14 protein-coding genes and 1 pseudogene are annotated in these 17,031 nt (G+C 73.7%); 10 read left to right on the forward strand and 5 right to left on the reverse strand.

The window, feature by feature from the left end:
- Window positions 1–28: 28 nt before the first annotated feature.
- Window positions 29–445: pseudogene (locus ABD331_RS61000) on the forward strand (NACHT N-terminal Helical domain 1-containing protein); the annotation flags it as partial.
- Between the two features lie 163 nt (window positions 446–608).
- Window positions 609–1,025 (forward strand): hypothetical protein, encoded by a 417-nt coding sequence (locus ABD331_RS22875; protein WP_344477994.1) that lies wholly within the window; start codon window positions 609–611, stop codon window positions 1,023–1,025.
- Here the strand turns inward: ABD331_RS22875 and ABD331_RS22880 are convergent.
- Entirely contained in the window at window positions 1,022–1,930 is a 909-nt protein-coding gene (locus ABD331_RS22880) for a LysR family transcriptional regulator (protein WP_344477996.1), read from the reverse strand. The genes ABD331_RS22875 and ABD331_RS22880 overlap by 4 nt on opposite strands.
- A gap of 84 nt (window positions 1,931–2,014) precedes the next feature.
- On the opposite strand from ABD331_RS22880, the gene ABD331_RS22885 reads away from it, so the two are divergent.
- The 7 genes from ABD331_RS22885 to ABD331_RS22915 all read left to right on the forward strand — a co-directional run bounded on the left by ABD331_RS22885 (window position 2,015) and on the right by ABD331_RS22915 (window position 10,928).
- Window positions 2,015–2,878 carry an FAD binding domain-containing protein gene (locus ABD331_RS22885; RefSeq protein ID WP_344477998.1) on the forward strand — a complete coding sequence of 288 codons (864 nt, stop codon included), beginning with the start codon at window positions 2,015–2,017 and terminating at the stop codon, window positions 2,876–2,878.
- Window positions 2,879–2,880: 2 nt separating this feature from the next.
- On the forward strand, window positions 2,881–3,339 hold the full coding sequence (locus ABD331_RS22890) for a (2Fe-2S)-binding protein (RefSeq protein ID WP_344478000.1): 459 nt from the start codon (window positions 2,881–2,883) through the stop codon (window positions 3,337–3,339).
- Window positions 3,340–3,350: 11 nt separating this feature from the next.
- The gene (locus ABD331_RS22895) at window positions 3,351–5,684 is read left to right on the forward strand and encodes an aerobic carbon-monoxide dehydrogenase large subunit (RefSeq protein WP_344478003.1); all 2,334 of its coding nucleotides are present in this window, start codon (window positions 3,351–3,353) and stop codon (window positions 5,682–5,684) included.
- Entirely contained in the window at window positions 5,681–6,406 is a 726-nt protein-coding gene (locus ABD331_RS22900) for an XdhC family protein (RefSeq protein ID WP_344478005.1), read from the forward strand. Before ABD331_RS22895 ends, ABD331_RS22900 begins: the two co-directional genes overlap by 4 nt.
- Window positions 6,407–6,504: 98 nt before the next feature.
- On the forward strand, window positions 6,505–7,440 hold the full coding sequence (locus tag ABD331_RS22905; RefSeq protein ID WP_344478007.1) for an IclR family transcriptional regulator: 936 nt from the start codon (window positions 6,505–6,507) through the stop codon (window positions 7,438–7,440).
- Window positions 7,441–7,565: 125 nt separating this feature from the next.
- Window positions 7,566–8,708, forward strand: coding sequence for a cytochrome P450 (locus ABD331_RS22910; RefSeq protein ID WP_344478008.1), 1,143 nt, complete (start codon window positions 7,566–7,568; stop codon window positions 8,706–8,708).
- A 159-nt stretch (window positions 8,709–8,867) separates the two neighbouring features.
- Window positions 8,868–10,928, forward strand: coding sequence for a protein kinase domain-containing protein (locus ABD331_RS22915; RefSeq protein ID WP_344478010.1), 2,061 nt, complete (start codon window positions 8,868–8,870; stop codon window positions 10,926–10,928).
- Window positions 10,929–10,932: 4 nt separating this feature from the next.
- On the opposite strand, the gene ABD331_RS22920 is transcribed toward ABD331_RS22915, so the two are convergent.
- Both ABD331_RS22920 and ABD331_RS22925 read right to left on the reverse strand, forming a co-directional pair.
- Window positions 10,933–11,838: a D-isomer specific 2-hydroxyacid dehydrogenase family protein gene (locus ABD331_RS22920; protein WP_344478012.1), complete on the reverse strand. Its 906-nt coding sequence runs from the start codon at window positions 11,836–11,838 to the stop codon at window positions 10,933–10,935.
- Between the two features lie 70 nt (window positions 11,839–11,908).
- Window positions 11,909–13,255, reverse strand: a complete 1,347-nt coding sequence (locus ABD331_RS22925; RefSeq protein WP_344478014.1) for a sensor histidine kinase — start codon at window positions 13,253–13,255, stop codon at window positions 11,909–11,911.
- Between the two features lie 189 nt (window positions 13,256–13,444).
- On the opposite strand from ABD331_RS22925, the gene ABD331_RS22930 reads away from it, so the two are divergent.
- Window positions 13,445–15,628, forward strand: coding sequence for a SpoIIE family protein phosphatase (locus ABD331_RS22930; protein ID WP_344478015.1), 2,184 nt, complete (start codon window positions 13,445–13,447; stop codon window positions 15,626–15,628).
- Window positions 15,629–15,634: 6 nt separating this feature from the next.
- On the opposite strand, the gene ABD331_RS22935 is transcribed toward ABD331_RS22930, so the two are convergent.
- A complete protein-coding gene (locus tag ABD331_RS22935) occupies window positions 15,635–16,354 on the reverse strand; it encodes a FadR/GntR family transcriptional regulator (RefSeq protein WP_344478017.1) in 720 nt (239 codons plus the stop codon).
- A gap of 5 nt (window positions 16,355–16,359) precedes the next feature.
- Window positions 16,360–16,980: a bifunctional 4-hydroxy-2-oxoglutarate aldolase/2-dehydro-3-deoxy-phosphogluconate aldolase gene (locus ABD331_RS22940; protein WP_344478019.1), complete on the reverse strand. Its 621-nt coding sequence runs from the start codon at window positions 16,978–16,980 to the stop codon at window positions 16,360–16,362.
- Window positions 16,981–17,031 lie beyond the last annotated feature (51 nt).

Here is a 17,031-nt window from a genome sequence, read left to right on the forward strand (position 1 = left end):
GGTGGGCACCGCGGTGGGCGAGCGTGCCATGCGCGCCTGGCTGACCGCCCGATCGACCGGCGAGAGCGGCCGGCTGCCGCTCGTCGAGCTGATGCGCACCCGCTTGCCCGACCAGTTGGTGCGGCGCAAGGCGCAGCGGCAGCTCGAGGACATCGCGGACGCGGTGACGACGCGCGTGCTGAAGCTGTGCGGGCACGAGTTCCCTGGGCTCGGCGACGACGACCGGGAGGTCGTGCTCGCCGAGGTGCGGCACACGCTGGGGCGGGCTGACCTGTCCGACGGCGCCCTGCTGGCCGCCGACGCCGATCCGGTGCGGCTGGCGCGCGAGGTGCGGCGGGCGCTGCCCGCGCCTAAGGATCTGGACGAGAAGCAGTCGCGGCTGTACGAGGTGGTGCTCGACGAGTGCTGCGACTGCCTGGTCAGGGTCGTCCGTCACCTGCCGGAGTTCCAGCCGCGGGCCGCCGCCGAGACGCTGTCACGGCTGTCGGGGCTCGGGGAGCAGCTCGTGGCGGAGATCGGCTTCCTGCGCGCTCTGCGGCGCCTCACCGAGGTGACGCTCATAGAGGTGCCGATCTCGGAGTTCACCCCCTCTCGGCGACCTGCCCGAGTTGCGGGAGCTGCAGATCTCGGGAGCCGGTTCGCGGACGACGTGGGACCTCATGCCGCCGCTCGACGGCCTGCACGAGCTGATGCTCTCCGGCCTGCCGATGGTGCGGTCCGTGAGCGAGGTCGCCGACCGGGCTCCGCGGTTGCGCACCTTGTGGCTGGCGAATTACGGCAGCCTCACGGACCTGGACGCGCTCGGCCGGCTCGACCTCGAACGGCTGCTCCTGGCGGGCACCGGAGACCTCGAGGACCTCTCCCCTCTCGCGCAGTGCCGCACGCTCGATCTGCACGACGCGGCTCCCGGCCTCGACCTGGCGCCGCTGGCCGCCCACCCGCACCTGGAAGTGCGGATCGGGCTCAGGCAGGAGGTGCGCAACGGCCACCTGCTCGGCAGGCGGCTCAAGCGCACCAGGTATTAACTCCAGATCGACACGTGCACCGGCGGCCGGAACCGGCTGCGCGGTATCCCTTCGTCCGGGGTCCGCATGATCTGGGTGGCCGAAGGGGCGGTGAGGAAGTCCATGAAGGTTCCCGCGGCGGCCGAGCGCGTGGCCGGGTCCAGGGTGGTGGCGTACCAGTAGGCGGGCAGCGGGGTGGCGGCCGTCTCGATGGGGACGAGTTCTCCCCGCCGTAACTGGGACGCCACCAGGTGCGCGGTGGCGGGCGCGACGCCGGCGCCTTCGGCCGCGGCCTTCCAGGCGGCGGTCTGGTTGGCGAAGACGCGGACCTGGGCTTCGGGGACGCGCAGCAGGCGCAGGAGGCGGCTGGTGTCGCTGGCCGGGTCGGTGCCGGACGGGCCGACGAGCCAGTGGTCGCGGCGCCCGCGAGGGGAGCCGACGACGATGAGGCGGCAGCGCAGCACCGGGCGGCTGACGAGGCCCTCGCTCGGGGTCTGGGCGCCGAGGGCGACGTCGGCCAGGCGGCTGGACAGCAGCAGCGGGATCTCGGCGGTCGCGGCCACGCCGGTGGTGGCCTCCACCGACTTGCGCTGGGTGAACAGGCACAGCAGCGGCCCTGCGACGTACTCGGCGAGGCCGGCGTCCATGACGACGTGCAGGCGGGACGGGTGGCCCGGCTGGACGGCGGCGACGGCTTCGGCGCCGAGTGCGACGATCTGGGCGGCGATGCCGAGCAGGCGCCGGCCGCCCTCGGTGAGAACCATGCGGTCGCCCGAGCGGGTGACCAGGGGGTCGCCGAGGTGCCGGCGGAGCTGGGCCAGCGACTGGGAGACGGCGGGCTCGCTGACGCCGAGCGCCCGCGCGGCGGCCTTGACGGAGCCGAGGCGGGCGACGAAGACGAACGCGCCGAGCTGGCTGAGTGTCACTCCCCCTTCTTAGTTCTCGGGCCGCATTAAGGAAAGCCTTATTTGCGGATTGTCGCGACAAATCGGGAACAGCAATGTGCTCTCATGCAGGTTCCCGCGACGTTCGAATACGAGAGAGCGGACAGTGTTCCGCACGCGCTCGAACTTCTGGAGCGCTACGGGCCCGAGGCGAGGGTCGTCGCAGGTGGGCACAGTCTCATCCCGATGATGAAGCTCCGCCTGGCCCAGCCGGAGGCGCTGATCGACATCAACGGCCTGGCCGACGAGCTGGGCGGCATCGCCGTGGAGGGTGACGAGCTGGCGATCGGGGCGATGGTCCGGCACACGGAGTTGCTGGAGAGCGCCACCGCCACCGACCTTTTCCCGATATTTCGGGATGCGGAGCGTGTTATTGCTGACCCAATAGTGCGAAATCGGGGGACCGTTGGTGGTTCTCTCTGCCAAGGGGATCCTTCGGAGGATTTGTCGGCCGTGTTCGCGGCCCTGCGGGCGACCGCGGTCATCCAGGGGCCGGGCGGAATTCGTACGGTGGCCGTCAGGGAATTCCACGAGGGCCCTTACGAGACGGCCGTCCAGCCGAACGAGCTGCTGATCCAGCTCCGCGTGCCCGTCGCGCCCGGCACCGGCAGCGCGTACGAGAAGGTCGAGCGGCGGGTCGGCGACTGGCCCGTGGCGGCGGCCGGAGCGGTGCTGCGGATCGAGGGCGGCGTGATCGCGCAGGCCGGAATCGGCCTGACGGCGGTCGGCGCCGGGCACTTCTGCGCTCCGGAGGCCGAGGCCTGCCTGGAGGGCCGGGCGCCGGACGAGGAGGCGTTCGCGCAGGCGGGCCGGATCGCCGCCGAGCACTGCGAGCCGCACGCCGACCAGCGCGGCCCCGCCGACTACAAGCGGCACCTGGCCGCCGAGCTGACCAGGCGCGCGCTCGCCAGAGCCGCAGGGAGGATCTGAAGATGCGGATCACGGTCTCCGTGAACGGGCAGTCGTACACCAGGGACGTCGAGCCGCGCCTGCTGCTCGTGCACTTCCTGCGCGACGAGCTGGACCTGACCGGCACCCACTGGGGCTGCGACACCTCCAACTGCGGCGTGTGCACGGTGCGGCTCGACGGCGTGCCCGTCAAGTCGTGCACGGTGCTGGCCGTCATGGCCGACGGGCGCGAGGTCACCACCGTCGAGGGCCTGGAGCGGGACGGCGAGCTGGACGCGGTGCAGAAGGGGTTCGTGGAGTGCCACGGGCTGCAGTGCGGGTTCTGCACGCCCGGCATGCTGCTGACCGCGCGGGCGCTGCTCGACCGCAACCCCGACCCGGACGAGGCGCAGATCCGCGAGGCCATCTCGGGGCAACTGTGCCGCTGCACGGGCTACGAGAACATCGTCCGTTCGATCCGATGGGCGGCGGAAGCGAAATGACCTTTGGACGCATGCATCGCAAGGAAGACGCCCGTTTCATCCGGGGGCGCGGCAACTACACCGACGACGTACGCCTGCCCGGCATGCTGTACGGCGCCATCCTGCGCAGCCCCCACGCCCACGCGCGCATCGTCTCCATCGACACCAGCGCGGCCGAGGCGCACCCCAAGGTCAAGGCGGTCATCACCGGCCAGACCCTGGCCGGGCTGAACCTGGCCTGGATGCCGACGCTGTCGAACGACATCCAGGCGGTGCTGGCCACCGACAAGGTGCGCTTCCAGGGCCAGGAGGTCGCGTTCGTGGTGGCCGAGGACGCGTACTCGGCGCGCGACGCGCTGGAGCTGATCGACGTCGAGTACGACCCCCTCGACGCGGTCATCGACGCCAGGAAGGCTCTCGACCCCGGCGCCCCGGTGATCAGGGACGATCTCGAAGGGCGTACCGGCAACCACATCTTCGACTGGGAGGCCGGCGACAAGGCGCGCACCGACGCCGTGTTCGAGCAGGCCGAGGTGACGGTCGCGCAGGACATGATCTACCCGCGCGTGCATCCCGCCCCGCTGGAGACGTGCGGCGCGCTGGCCGACTTCGACAAGGTCACCGGCAAGCTGACCGTCTGGTGCCCGACGCAGGCGCCGCACGCCCACCGCACGCTGTACGCGATGGTGGCCGGGCTGCCCGAGCACAAGATCCGGGTGATCTCGCCGGACATCGGCGGCGGCTTCGGCGGCAAGGTCGGCATCTATCCGGGGTACGTGTGCGCGATCGTCGGCTCGATCGTCACCGGCAAGCCGGTCAAGTGGATGGAGGACCGCTCGGAGAACCTCATGAGCACGGCCTTCGCCCGCGACTACCACATGCACGGCGAGATCGCCGCGACCCGCGACGGCAGGATCCAGGGCATCCGGGTCAAGGTGCTGGCCGACCACGGCGCGTTCAACGGCACCGCGCAGCCGACCAAGTTCCCCGCCGGGTTCTTCCACGTCTTCTCCGGCTCCTACGACGTCGAAACCGCCCACTGCGAGGTCACCGGCGTCTACACGAACAAGGCCCCGGGCGGCGTCGCCTACGCCTGCTCCTTCCGCGTCACCGAGGCCGTCTACCTGGTCGAGCGCATGGTGGACGTGCTGGCCGCCGAGCTGGGCCTGGACCCGGCGGAGCTGCGCATGCGCAACCTGCTCAAGCCCGAGCAGTTCCCGTACACCTCCCCCACGGGCTGGGAGTACGACTCGGGCGACTACCCGAAGGCGCTGCGCCTGGCCATGGACATGGCCGGCTACGACAAGCTCCGCGCCGAGCAGGCCGACAAGCGCTCCAGGGGCGAGCTGATGGGCATCGGCGTCAGCTTCTTCACCGAGGCGGTCGGCGCGGGCCCGCGCAAGCACATGGACATCCTCGGCCTCGGCATGGCCGACGGCGCCGAGCTGCGCGTGCACCCGACGGGCAAGGCGGTGCTGCGGGTGTCGTGCCAGTCGCAGGGCCAGGGGCACGAGACCACGTTCGCCCAGATCGTCGGGCAGGAGCTGGGCATCCCGGCCGACGACGTGGAGGTGGTGCACGGCGACACGGACCAGACGCCGTTCGGGCTGGGCACGTACGGCTCGCGCTCCACGCCCGTCTCAGGGGCCGCCACGGCCATCGTGTCCAGGAAGGTGCGGGACCGGGCCAAGATCGTCGCAGCGGCCATGCTGGAGGCCTCCCCGGACGACCTGGAGTGGGCCGACGGCAGGTGGTCGGTGGTGGGCGACCCGTCCACCGGCAAGTCGATGGCCGAGATCGCGCTGGCCGCGCACTCGAACCTGGAGCTGCCCGACGGCGTGGAGGGCCACCTGGACGCGGTCACCGTCTACAACCCGCCGAACCTCACCTACCCGTTCGGCGCCTACATCTGCGTCGTGGACGTGGACCCCGGCACCGGGCAGGTCAAGGTGCGCAGGTTCGTGGCCGTGGACGACTGCGGGGTGCGGATCAACCCGATGATCGTCGAGGGGCAGATCCACGGCGGGCTGGCCGACGGGGTCGGCATGGCGCTCATGCAGGTGATGGCGTTCGACGAGGACGGCAACCACCTGGGCGCCTCGTTCATGGACTACCTGCTGCCGACCTCGATGGAGTGCCCGTCGTGGGAGCTGGGCGAGACCGTCACGCCGTCGCCGACGCACCCGATCGGGGCCAAGGGCGTCGGCGAGTCGGCCACCGTCGGCTCCCCCGCCGCCGTGGTCAACGCCGTGGTGGACGCGCTCGCGCCGTACGGGGTGCGGCACGCGGACATGCCGCTCACGCCGGCGAACGTGTGGCGCGTCGTCAACGGCGACCCGTTCCGCACGGACCTGGCGATCCCATGAGCGAGTTCCTCGGCATGCCGGCGTCCCGGCCGAAGCCGGTCGCCGACCTGGACTCCAGGGTGGCGGGGCTGCGGTCGGGGCGGAAGCCGTACGTGCTGGCCACCGTCGTGCGGGCGCAGCGGCCGACCAGCGCGAAGGCGGGCGACCGCGCGCTGGTGCTGCCCGACGGGACCATCGAGGGGTTCGTGGGCGGCGTGTGCGCGACGGACACCGTACGCGCTCAAGGTTTGCGCCTGATGGGCACCGGCGACGCCACGCTGCTGCGGATCACCCCGCAGGAGGACGCGCCGCGCGAGGAGGAGGGCCTGGTCGCCGTGGGCCAGCCGTGCCTGTCGGGCGGCACGCTGGAGATCTTCCTGGAGTCGGTGGCGCCGCCCCGGCTGGTGCGCGTGCACGGCGACAGCCCCATCGCGCGCGCCTTCACCGCGGTGGGGCAGGCGATGGGCTACACGGTCGAGCCGGGAGCGGGCCCGATCGCGGCCGACACCGCCGCCGTGCTGGTGGCCTCGCACGGCGTGGGCGAGGAGCCCGTGCTGCGCGAGGCGCTGGCGGCGGGCGTGCCGTACGTCGGGCTGATCGCCAGCCGCAAACGGGGCGCGGCCGTGCTGGCGCGGGTGGAAGGCGGCGAACGCGTGCACGTCCCCGCAGGTCTGGACATCGGGGCCAGAACGCCTGGGGAGGTGGCGGTCTCGGTGTACGCCGAGATCGTCCGGCTCCGCTGAACTGGGGGTATCGACGCGCGGCCACCCGGGTACGCCAGAAAGGGTAAAGCCAATCCCCGGGAAGCCCCTTCCGCTATCCGGAGAGCGAAGGGATGTCGATGCCGACGGAAACGGTCAGCCAAGCGCAGGCGATGACGGGCGAGCGGCCCGCGTCCCAGCGGGTCAGCCAAGCAGAGCCGGTGCCGGGCGAGCGGCCCGCGTCCCAGCGGGTCAGCCAAGCGAAGCCGGTGACGGACGAGCGCCGCACGGCCCAGCGAGCCGGCCGGGCAGAGGCGGTGACGGATGAGCGGCCCGCGGCCCAGCCGGGCAGCCTGGAGCGCGGGATCGACATCCTGCTCGCGCTCAGCGCCGCCTCCCGTCCGGTCACGCTGTCGCAGCTCTGCCGCAGCACGGGCCTGCCCAAGTCGACCGCGCACCGGATCCTGGGCGTGCTGTGCGGGCGCGAGCTGGCCCGCCGGGTGGGCAACGCGTACCTGCCCGGCGAGCTGCTGGAGTCGATGGCGGGCATCACCCGCGCGCGCGTGCCCGGCACGCGCGGGGTGGTGCTGCCGTACCTGCTGTACCTGTTCGAGACCACCAGGCACACGGTGAACCTGGCCGTGCCGTCCGGCCTGGAGGCCCGCTACGTCGAGCGCCTGTACGGGCACAACCGGGTCGGCTCGCGCTCCGACGGCCTGGACCGGGCGCCGCTGCACTGCACGGCGACCGGCAAGGCGCTGCTGGCCTTCGACCCGAAGCTGCGCCAGGAGCTGATGGCGCGCGGCGCGTTCGAGCGGCTGACGCGCCGCACGATCACCAACCTGGCCGGTCTCGAACGGGAGCTGGCGCAGGTCCGCCGGCACGGCGTCGCCTACTCGCAGGAGGAGTTCACCGAAGGGGTGGCGTGCGTGGCGGCGCCGGTGTTCGGGCCGGGCGGGCGGGTCTGCATGTCGGTCGGCGTGGCCGCCCCGGCGCACCTGGCGCCGCTCGCCAAACTGGGCATTTCGGTACGTGGCGCCGCCCAGGCGATCTCGGCCGCACTCCTTCCCCTGTGACCGTTCCGGTCACCGGAACACTCGCAGATCTTGAGACCGAAAGTGTTCCACTGACCGAAACTCCGCATTGCGAGCGCGTGCCCCCGAACGATCACATCGACGCATGGAAGCGCCGAAGGTCACACGTGCCTAGGGGACTGCCCAGGGCCACCCTGCTGGAGAGCCTGCGCCTGGCGGCCACGCTCGTCCCCCCAGGCACGCCGCACCTGACGCGCGGCCGCGACCCGCTGCGGGCGCGCACGCTGCTGGCCGCCATGGAGTCCCGGTACGGCGGCCGACCCGTGCTCGTCCGCGGCCTGCGCGGCCGGGCCCTGCTGGTCATGTCCAAGCGCGACGCCCTGCGCGTGCTGGCCGAGGACGACGACGCCTACGCCCCCACCCTCGACCACCGCCCGTTCGGCCTGCCCACGGACGTGCTGCGCCCCCGCTTCATCGAGATCGCCAGGCAGGAGGCCGCCACGCTGACCGAGGGGGTGGTGGACCACGCTCGGCTCAACGCCTGCTGGCAGCGGGTGGCCAGGCGCTGCGTCTACGGCGACGGCGCGGCCCGCGACGAGGAGCTGACCCGGCTGCTGGAGGGCGTCACCCGGGCCGGGCGGTGGCGGGCCAGGCGGCGCCAGGAGATCCTCTCCGGCCGCTACGACACCCGCATCATCGACCACCTGCGCCGCGCCGAGCCCGGCAGCCTGGCCGGGCTGATCGCCGAGACGCCCGAGGGCGAGTCGCCCGCGCTGATGCACGCGGCGTTCTGGCTGATGGGGCTCGGCTCGACCGCGGCGGGCCTGACGCAGACGCTCGCGCTGCTCGCCGCCCACCCCGCGCACCGCAAGGCCGCCCGCAAGAACCCCGAGCACCTGCGGGCCTGCCTGCGCGAAGGGCTGCGCCTGTGGCCGCCCGTGCCCGCCCTGTCGCGCGTCACCACCGCCGAGACCGACTGGTACGGCAGCGCCCTGCCCGCCGGCACCACCGTGCTCGTCCCGATGGCGGCCCACCAGCGCAGCCCGCGCCTGCCGTACGCGAACACGTTCACGCCCGAGATCTGGCTGGACGGCACCGCCGCCCGGGAGTGGTGGGCGCGGCCCGGCTGCGGCGGCGTGCACCTGACGCTCGCCGTCGGCACGGCCTTCCTCGGCGCCGTGCTCGGCGTGGCCCGCCCCAAGCCCGTCGGACGGCTCATCTCCCAGCACCGGCCGCTTCCCCACGCGATCGACCTGTCGCGGCTGCGGGTGTCCATGCGGCCACTCCGGCGGGACCCTCCTGGAGGCTAGTGTCCAACGGACAGGCCCTTCCTCCGTTAGAGTCTGGGGTACAAACGGGATGCCGGGCGGCGGAACGGTTCGGGTTGCCATTCGGGTTGCCAGCGGACGAACCGGCGGGAGGAACGGTTCGGGTTGAGACGGGATGACGACGGCGAGAGGACGGCGACGTTGGGGCGCTCCGCAGGCACTCCTCTTCAGCCGGAAGATCCGCCGGCGATCGGCCCCTACGAGCTGGTCAGCCGTCTCGGCTCCGGCGGCATGGGCGTGGTCTACCTCGCCAGGACCGCCGACGGCTCGCGGGTGGCGCTCAAGGCCATCCGGCGCGACTACACCGCCGACCCCGTCTACCGGGCGCGCTTCAACGAAGAGGTGTCCAACGCCCGCAAGGTGGCCTCGTTCTGCACCGCGCGCGTGCTCGACCACGGCGAGGACCACGGCGTGCTCTACCTCGTCACCGAGTACATCGACGGCATCTCGCTGGAGGACCACCTCATCGAGCACGGCGCGCTGTCGCCGTCCGTGCTGCACGCCGCCGCCGTGGGCGTGGCCGCCGCGCTGACCGCCATCCACGCCGCCGGGCTGGTGCACCGCGACCTCAAGCCCGCCAACGTGATGCTGACGCTCGCCGGGCCGCGCGTGATCGACTTCGGTCTGGCGCGCTCGACGCACGTGCACTCCCGGCACACCAACGCCGGCATGGTGATGGGCACGCCCGGATGGATCGCTCCCGAGCAGGTCTTCGAAGGGGTCTCCAGCCCGGCGGGCGACGTGTTCGCGTGGGGGTCGCTGATCGCGTACGCGGGGCTGGGCGGGCATCCGTTCGGCGAGGGCGACGCGTACGTCATGGCGGCCAGGGCCCGGCAGGCGCCGCCCGACCTGCGGGGGCTGCCCGCGCCGCTCGACCGGCTGGTCGCGGCGGCCATCCACCCCGACCCTGCGCGGCGGCCGGCCGCCCGGCAGCTGCTGCTGGAGCTGGTGGAGGCCTCCGACGAGCCGGCCGCGCAGCTCGCCGCCACCAAGCATCTGAACAGCGCGTGGAACCCGTCGGAGTTCGGGCCGCTGATGCCGCCGCCCGACCGCACGGGGCACGGGCCGCTGCCGCCCCGCCACCCTGAGCAGCACCGCGCGCCACAACCGCCGCCCGCCGAACGCACCGGCCCCACGCCGCACGCCTCCCGCGCACCGCAGGCGCCGCCCCCGGCCGAGCGCACGGGGCCCACGCCGGGCTCTTCGCGTGGCGCGCAGCAGCCGCCCGCCGACCGCGGCGGGGCCGCTCCGGGCCCGGCCCACGGCGCGCACCTGCCGCCCCCGGCCGAGCGCACGGGGCCCACGCCGGGCTCTTCGCGTGGCGCGCACCTGCCGCCGCCCGCCGAGCGCACGGGGCCCACGCCGGGCTCTTCGCGTGGCGCGCATCTGCCGCCGCCCGCTGAGCGGACCGGGCCGACGCCGACGGCGGGTCGTGCGCCGTCCCCGGCGGAGCGCACCGGGCCCACCCCCGGCTCGTCCCGCGGTCCTCAGCACGTGCCGCACGCGGCGCCCGGAGGTCCGCATGCGGTGCCGCCCGCCGAGCGCACAGGACCCACGCCGGCGGCGGCCCGTGGCCGGGTGCCCTTACCGCACCAGACCGGGCAGATACCACCGCCGCCCCAGACGGCGGGCCAGGCGCCGATGCCGCACCACTCGGCCACCGGTCAGGGCCCGCTGCCCGACCCTTCGGCCACCGGCCAGGGCAGGCTGCCCGGTTACCGCCCGGCCAAGCCGAAGCGGGGCGTGTTCGCGGGCTGCCTGACCGCGCTGGTGATCGCCGTCGTGCTGATGGTGGTGGTGCTGGCGGTGCTGGCGTGGCTGTTCCGCTCCTCCGCCGTCGGCGCGGACGGCCCGGTACAGGACGGCAAGCTGCGTTTCGCGGTGACGAGCGCCAAGTGCCCCAAGCCGGAGAAGGCCGCGGCCGAGCGTACGTGCCAGATCGGCGTGCAGGTGCGCAACGTCGGCGAGGAGGCCAGGGTGCTCTACCCGGGCCAGCAGAAGCTGATCGACGAGGACGACGAGCTGCACGGCGGCAGCAAGCTGCTCGACAAGGGCGGCAAGGAGATCACGCCGATCCGCATCGAGGCGGGCGCGTCGTTCACCGGCGCGCTGGTGTTCGAGCTGCCGGCGGAGCTGTCCCCGGTCGGGCTCGAGGTGCACGACTCGGGGCTGAGCGCGGGAGCGCGCGTCAACCTCCCGTAAGTGGTCAGAAGCCGCGCGCCGGCGACACCACCCCTTCCAGGGGCTCCCCCTTGGCGAAGCGTCGCACGTTCGCGGTGACCCGCTCGGCCAGCCCCCGCCAGTAGGCCGGACGCGGGTTCGCCGAGTGCGGCGTGATCAGCACGTTCTCCAGGGTCCAGAGCGGGTGCCCGTCAGGCAGCGGCTCGGGGTCGGTGACGTCGAGCGCGGCCCCGCCGATGCGGCCCGCGCGCAGCGCCTCGACCAGGTCGCCGGTGACGACGAGCCCGCCTCTGGCCACGTTCACCAGCCACGCGTCCGTCCGCATGAGCTCGAACTCGTACGCGCCGAACATGCCCCTGGTGCCCGGCGTGGCGGGCGCGGCGACGACGACGTAGTCGGCTTCCGGCAGCGCCTCCTGGTAGCGGGCGCGCGGCAGCACCTCGGCGGCTCCCGGCACCGCGCCGCTGTCGCTGACCGCGATGATGCGGCAGCCGAACGGCTCCAGCATCCGGATCAGCGCCCGCCCGATGCCGCCCGCCCCCACGATGGCGACGGTCGAGCCGGCCAGTTCCCTGGACGTGTTGGGCCCCCAGGTGGTGGCCCTGGCCAGCCGGTGCAGCCCGCGCGCGGCGGCCAGCATCAGGGCCAGTGCGTGCTCGGCGACGGGCGGCCCGTACGAGCCGGTGGCGGCGGTGAAGACGGGGTGCCCGGTGATGACGCCGGCGTCGGCCCACCGTTCGACGCCCGCGTGCGGGAGCTGCACCCAGCGGATGCCCTCGTGCAGCATGGCGCGGATCTCGCCGGGGTCGTCGCTGCCGTAGTAGACGATCGCCTCGGCCTCGGCCAGGGGGACGACGCGGGCGCCCGCGGCGCGTACGGCGTCGATGAGGACGGGCACGGGCTCGGGTCCGACGTGGACGGCGACGGTCATCGGAGCAGCCTCCCGGTCACAGCACGGTGATCACGAATGAGCATATATCGCCACTGATGTCCGGATGGCATCAGCCGGGCAGCAGGGGCAGGCGCAGCACCAGGCACGTTCCGCGGCCCGGGTCCTCGACGGCCAGCGATCCCCGGTGCGTCTGGGCGATCTCGCGGCAGATGGCCAGGCCGAGGCCGGTGCCCTTGGCGTCGCGGGACCGCGATTCCGGCAGCCGGGCGAACCGCTCGAAGACGATCTCGCGGTGCTCGGGCGCGATGCCGCCGCCGTCGTCGGCGACCGCCAGGACGGCGGTGTCGTCCTCGGCCCTGACCACGACGCTGACGACGGTGGCGGCGTGCCGCTGGGCGTTGTCGAGCAGGTTGGTCAGCAGCCTGCCCATGAGCAGCCGGTCGCAGGAGACGAACACCCCGGGCTCCAGGTCGGTGCGGACGGCCACCCGGCCGGGCAGGCGGCGCCCCAGCTCGGCGCGGGTCAGCTCGGCCAGGTCGGTGCGCTCGTGGTGCGGCGAGCGGTCGGCGTCGAGCCGGGCCAGGGTGAGGATGTCCTCGGCGATGGCCTGCTGGCGTTCCACGTCGCACAGCAGCTCCTTGGCCATGCACGGCCAGTCGACGCCGCCCGGGTCCATCAGCGCCTCCTCCAGGCGCAGGCGCGCGCCGGTGAGGGGGGCGCGCAGGTCGTGGGAGGCGTCGGAGGTGAAGCGCCGCTCCCGCCGCAGGGCCGCCTCCAGCAGCTCCAGGGTGTCGTTGACGACGGTGGCCAGGTAGCGGATCTCGTCGTGGTGCCCGGGGACGGGCACGCGGTGCCCGAGGTCGGTGGCGGTGATCTCGGCCAGTTCGGCGGTCATCGCCTCGACGGGCCGCAGGGTGCGGCCGACGAGCTGGTACGTCCCCAGCGCCACGAGGCCGAGCAGGATCACCGAGCCGGCGACGAGCTGCGCCAGCAGCATCTCGCTCAGGTACCACGGCGGCCTCGGCAGGGCGCTGTAGGCGACCAGGTCCCCGCCTGGGGCGGGCACCCAGATCGCCGCGACGATCATGCACTGGCGGGGGAAGGCGGGCACGTCGCACATCGTCCTGTCCAGGCTGGCGGAGCGTGGCGCGGGCACGAACGCGGCCATTCTGGGCTGGCCGAGCAGCCGGGCGGTCGCCGACACCACCTGCCCGTCCGGCTTGACGAGCTGGGCCCCTGACACGTCCCTGACCTGGATGAGGGACGGCACGGCGCGGTGCGCGAACCGGTGCACCAGTTCGAGGTTCGCCCCGTAGACGTGCCTGAACCGGTGTTCCAGCTCGTCGTCGCGGCGGTGGTGCAGCACCAGCCAGGCCGTGATCACGCACAGCAGCACCGCCGCCAGGGTGGCCGCGATGGTCATCCGCGCCCGGATCGACCACGTGGCCCGCTTCATGATCTGCGTGCTCCTTCCTGTCCCCCGCAGCCGCACCGACCCTCAGAAGCTTCCCCTGACCAGGGGAAACAAGCCTTCATCCGGCTGGGTCACGGGCGGGCATGGGGGTCGCAACCGCCTGCCCTGCAACCCGTCCAGAGAGGACAAATACCTACATTTGCCCCCGCCCCGGCTGCGTACCGTTGACGTATGTCGCAACGGCTGACAACTGGAGGCCCGACGCCGGACAGTTGCGATCACCTGGACGTGCCCCGCCCCAGAACCCCGGGCGGGGACGTGCGCGCGGCCGTGGACGAGGCGCTGATCGAGGCGGCGGCCGAGACGGGGGCGCACATCGTCGTGCTCTACCTGCTGCACGAGACCCGCCAGGTGCTGTTGCTGGAGGCGGACCTCGGCCTGCCGGCCTGGGGCGTCAAGCCGTGGACGCGTCTGCGGGCGAAGGCCGCCGCCCCGGTGGCCGCGGCCGCCCGCCGCGACGAGCTGATCTGGGTGTCGGGGCCGGACGACCTGGCCCACCGGTTCCCCGCCGCGGCGCTGTCCGTCCCCTACCCCTTCGCCATGGCCGCGGCCCCCGTCCACAACGGGGCGCGCGTGGCGGGGGCGCTGGGCCTGGCCTGGCCCGCCTCGCACCCGGCCCGCCTGTCGCCGGGCGAGCTGTCCGCCATCGAGCGGGCCGCCCTGCGCGTCGGGGAGCTGCTGACGAGCGCCGAGGAGAGCGGGCGCCCGCTGCGCGCCATCGGGCAGCCGCACACCGTGCTCGCGCCGCGGCCGGGGGCGATGGACGCGCAGCACGTCCCGGCCGCGCTGGACTGCCTGGGCCGGTTCACCGACGGCATCGCCGCCATCGACATCGAGGGACACATCACCTTCTGCAACCCCGTCGCGGCGACGCTGCTCGGCCTCGACGGCTCGCCCGCGCAGGGGTGCCTGCTGTGGGACCGGGCGCCCTGGTTGCGGAACTCGGCGTTCGAGGAGCGCTGCCGCGCCGCGGTGATCGGCCGGCAGGCGGCCACCTGCCTGGCGGGGCATCCCGACGGCCACCTGCTGGAGATCCGGCTGCACCCGGCGCCGTCCGGGGTCACCCTGCACATCACCCCCGCCGGCGACGGGAACGGCCGCGAGCCCGCGCCCCTCGGCCCTGACGCCGCGGGCGCGCCGCCGTCGAACGACTCGCTGAACTTTCTGCACATGGCCTCCACGCTCACCCACGCGCTGGACGTCCGCGAGGTCGTCGACCTGGTCGCCGACCACGTCGCCCCCGTGTACGGCGTGCACGCCATGGCCCTGCTGGTGGCCGAGGGCAGCAGGCTGCGCGTCGTCGGCGCGCACGGCTACCCCCGCGACGTGCTCGACCGGCTCGACGGCCTGCCCGTCACCTCGCCCACCCCCGCCGAGCGGGTCATGCAGACGGGGCGGCCCGCGTTCTTCGACACGTGGGAGGAGCTGATCGGCGCCTACCCGGACGCCGTGCGCACGGACGACGCCGCCGCCTGGGCGTACCTGCCGCTCTCGGTCTCCGACCAGCGGATCGGCACCTGCGTGCTGGCCTTCACCGACGCCCACCGGTTCACCCCGCAGGAACGGGTCGCGCTCAACGCGCTGGCCGGGCTGATCGCCCAGGCGCTGGACCGGGCGATGCTGTACGAGATCAAGGACCGGCTGGCGCACAGCCTGCAGACCGCCCTGCTCCCCGGCGCGCTGCCGCACATCCCGGGCCTGCAGACCGCCGCCAGGTACGTGCCCGCCACCCGCGGGGTCGGCATCGGCGGCGACTTCTACGACCTGCTCGGCCTGGAGGACGGCTCGGTCGCCGCCGTCGTCGGGGACGTGCAGGGCCACAACATGACCGCCGCGGCCCTCATGGGCCAGGTGCGCACCGCCATCCGCGCGTTCACCGTGACCGGCGCCAACCCGGGCAAGGTGCTGCGGCACACCAACCGGCTGCTGGTCGAGCTGGGCACCGACCTGTTCACGAGCTGCCTGCTGGTGCACGTCGACCTGCGGCTGCGCACCTTCTGCGCGGCCAGTGCGGGGCACCCGCCGCCCCTGCTGTGCCTGCCGGGGCGGCACGCCGACGTCATCGACGTGCCCGCGGGCCCGCTGCTGGGCATCGACCCGGACGCGGAGTACCCGACGCTGAACGTGCCGTTCCCGCCCGAGGCCGTGCTGGCCCTCTACACCGACGGCCTGGTGGAGCTGCCCGGCGTCGATCTGGACCGGTGCATCGACGAGCTGGCCCGGCAGCTCGCCCGAGGCTGCGAGGAGCCGCTGCGGCAGCTCACGGACGCGCTGCTCGACCACGCCATGTCGGCCCGCCGGCCCGCCGACGACATCGCCGTGCTGCTGCTCAAGCACGACCCGTCAGCGCTGTGAGCGGAGTCAGGTGGCGAGGGGGCAGCCGGTGCCGTTCAGCATGGTCTCCACCTCGTCCCGCGCGGCGGCCACGATCGACCCGGCAGCCCGCGCCGCGTCCTCGCTGCGCCCCTCGGCGACGGCGGCGGCGACGTCGAGGTGGCGGCGCACACCGGGGTTGTCGAGCTGCCCGGGCATGAGCAGCAGGTCGCGCCTGGCCAGCAGCAGCTCCTCGGTCACCTGCGCGAGCTGGGCGAACATGCCGTTGCCCGACGCGCCGAGCAGCACCCGGTGGAAGGCGGCGTCTGCGGTCACGAAGCCCTCCCTGTCGCCGGACCGGGCGGCGGCGGTGAGGGCGCGCGCGTGGGCCATCAGCTCCCGCCGCGCCTCGGGCGTGGCGTGCCTGGCGGCCAGCGCGGCGGCGGCGGGCTCGACGGCGGTGCGCAGTTCGGCCAGCTCGCGCAGTTGTGCCTGGCGTCCTGGCGAGGTGAGCCGCCAGCGGATCACCTGGGGGTCGTAGAGGTTCCACGCGCTCATCGGCCGGACGGTGACGCCGACGCGCGGGCGGCTGCTGACCAGCCGCTTGGACTCCAGCACGCGTACGGCCTCGCGGGCGACCGTACGGGAGACGCCGAACCGCTCCTGGACGTCCTCCAGCCGCAGCACCTCGCCCGCGCGCAGCTCACCGGCGGCCAGCGACCGGCCGAGACCGTCGACCACCTGCCCGTGCAGGCCCTGGAGCTTCACGCCCGTCAGCCCGCCTGCGCGAGCCGCTTGAGCAGGGCCGCGACCCGCTCGCCTGCGGCCTCGGCGCCGCCCGAGGTGAGCGCGGAGCCCATGCCGCAGGCCACGGCGCCGGCGGCGATCCAGCCGGGCGCGTTGTCCAGGGTCACGCCGCCGGTCGGGATGGCGGGCGTCTGCGGCAGCGCGGCCCGCACGTCGCGCAGCCAGGACGGGGTGAGCGCCGAGGCGGGGAAGAGCTTGACGGCGTCCGCGCCCTCCTCCAGAGCCCGGACGATCTCCGTCGGCGTGGCCACGCCGGGGAAGACCGGCACGCCGTAGCGGTGCCCGGTGCGGATGACCGCGGGGTTCAGGTCGGGTGAGACCAGGAAAAGGGCCCCGGCCTCGACGGCGGCGCGGGCGGCGGCCTCGTCGAGCACGGTGCCGGCGCCGACGAGCGCCCCCGGCCGCTGCTCGGTGAGCCGCGCGACGGCGGCGAGCGCGCGGGGCGTGGTGAGCGCCACCTCCACGGCGCGCAGCCCGGCGTCCAGCACGGCTTCGGCGGCGGCCACCGCCTCCTGGGGTCCTGCGCTCCTGACGATCCCGAACACCCGTTGCTCGGTGACCGCCCGGACGATCTCCCAGCGGAACATGGGACTCCTTTTCTCGGATGTCAACAGCATCTGACTCCGCGGCGTCATGCG

The sequence above is a fragment of the Nonomuraea monospora genome, from assembly GCF_039531895.1.
Classification (GTDB): domain Bacteria; phylum Actinomycetota; class Actinomycetes; order Streptosporangiales; family Streptosporangiaceae; genus Nonomuraea; species Nonomuraea monospora.

What these genes read in the sequence shown, in the direction of transcription:
- ABD331_RS22925 (WP_344478014.1), bottom strand. Translation starts at nt 13,255, where the DNA reads ATGAAGCGGGCCACGTGGTCGATCCGGGCGCGGATGACCATCGCGGCC.
- ABD331_RS22920 (WP_344478012.1), bottom strand. Translation starts at nt 11,838, where the DNA reads ATGACCGTCGCCGTCCACGTCGGACCCGAGCCCGTGCCCGTCCTCATC.
- ABD331_RS22905 (WP_344478007.1), top strand. Translation starts at nt 6,505, where the DNA reads ATGCCGACGGAAACGGTCAGCCAAGCGCAGGCGATGACGGGCGAGCGG.
- ABD331_RS22940 (WP_344478019.1), bottom strand. Translation starts at nt 16,980, where the DNA reads ATGTTCCGCTGGGAGATCGTCCGGGCGGTCACCGAGCAACGGGTGTTC.
- ABD331_RS22890 (WP_344478000.1), top strand. Translation starts at nt 2,881, where the DNA reads ATGCGGATCACGGTCTCCGTGAACGGGCAGTCGTACACCAGGGACGTC.
- ABD331_RS22900 (WP_344478005.1), top strand. Translation starts at nt 5,681, where the DNA reads ATGAGCGAGTTCCTCGGCATGCCGGCGTCCCGGCCGAAGCCGGTCGCC.
- ABD331_RS22930 (WP_344478015.1), top strand. Translation starts at nt 13,445, where the DNA reads ATGTCGCAACGGCTGACAACTGGAGGCCCGACGCCGGACAGTTGCGAT.
- ABD331_RS22895 (WP_344478003.1), top strand. Translation starts at nt 3,351, where the DNA reads ATGCATCGCAAGGAAGACGCCCGTTTCATCCGGGGGCGCGGCAACTAC.
- ABD331_RS22885 (WP_344477998.1), top strand. Translation starts at nt 2,015, where the DNA reads ATGCAGGTTCCCGCGACGTTCGAATACGAGAGAGCGGACAGTGTTCCG.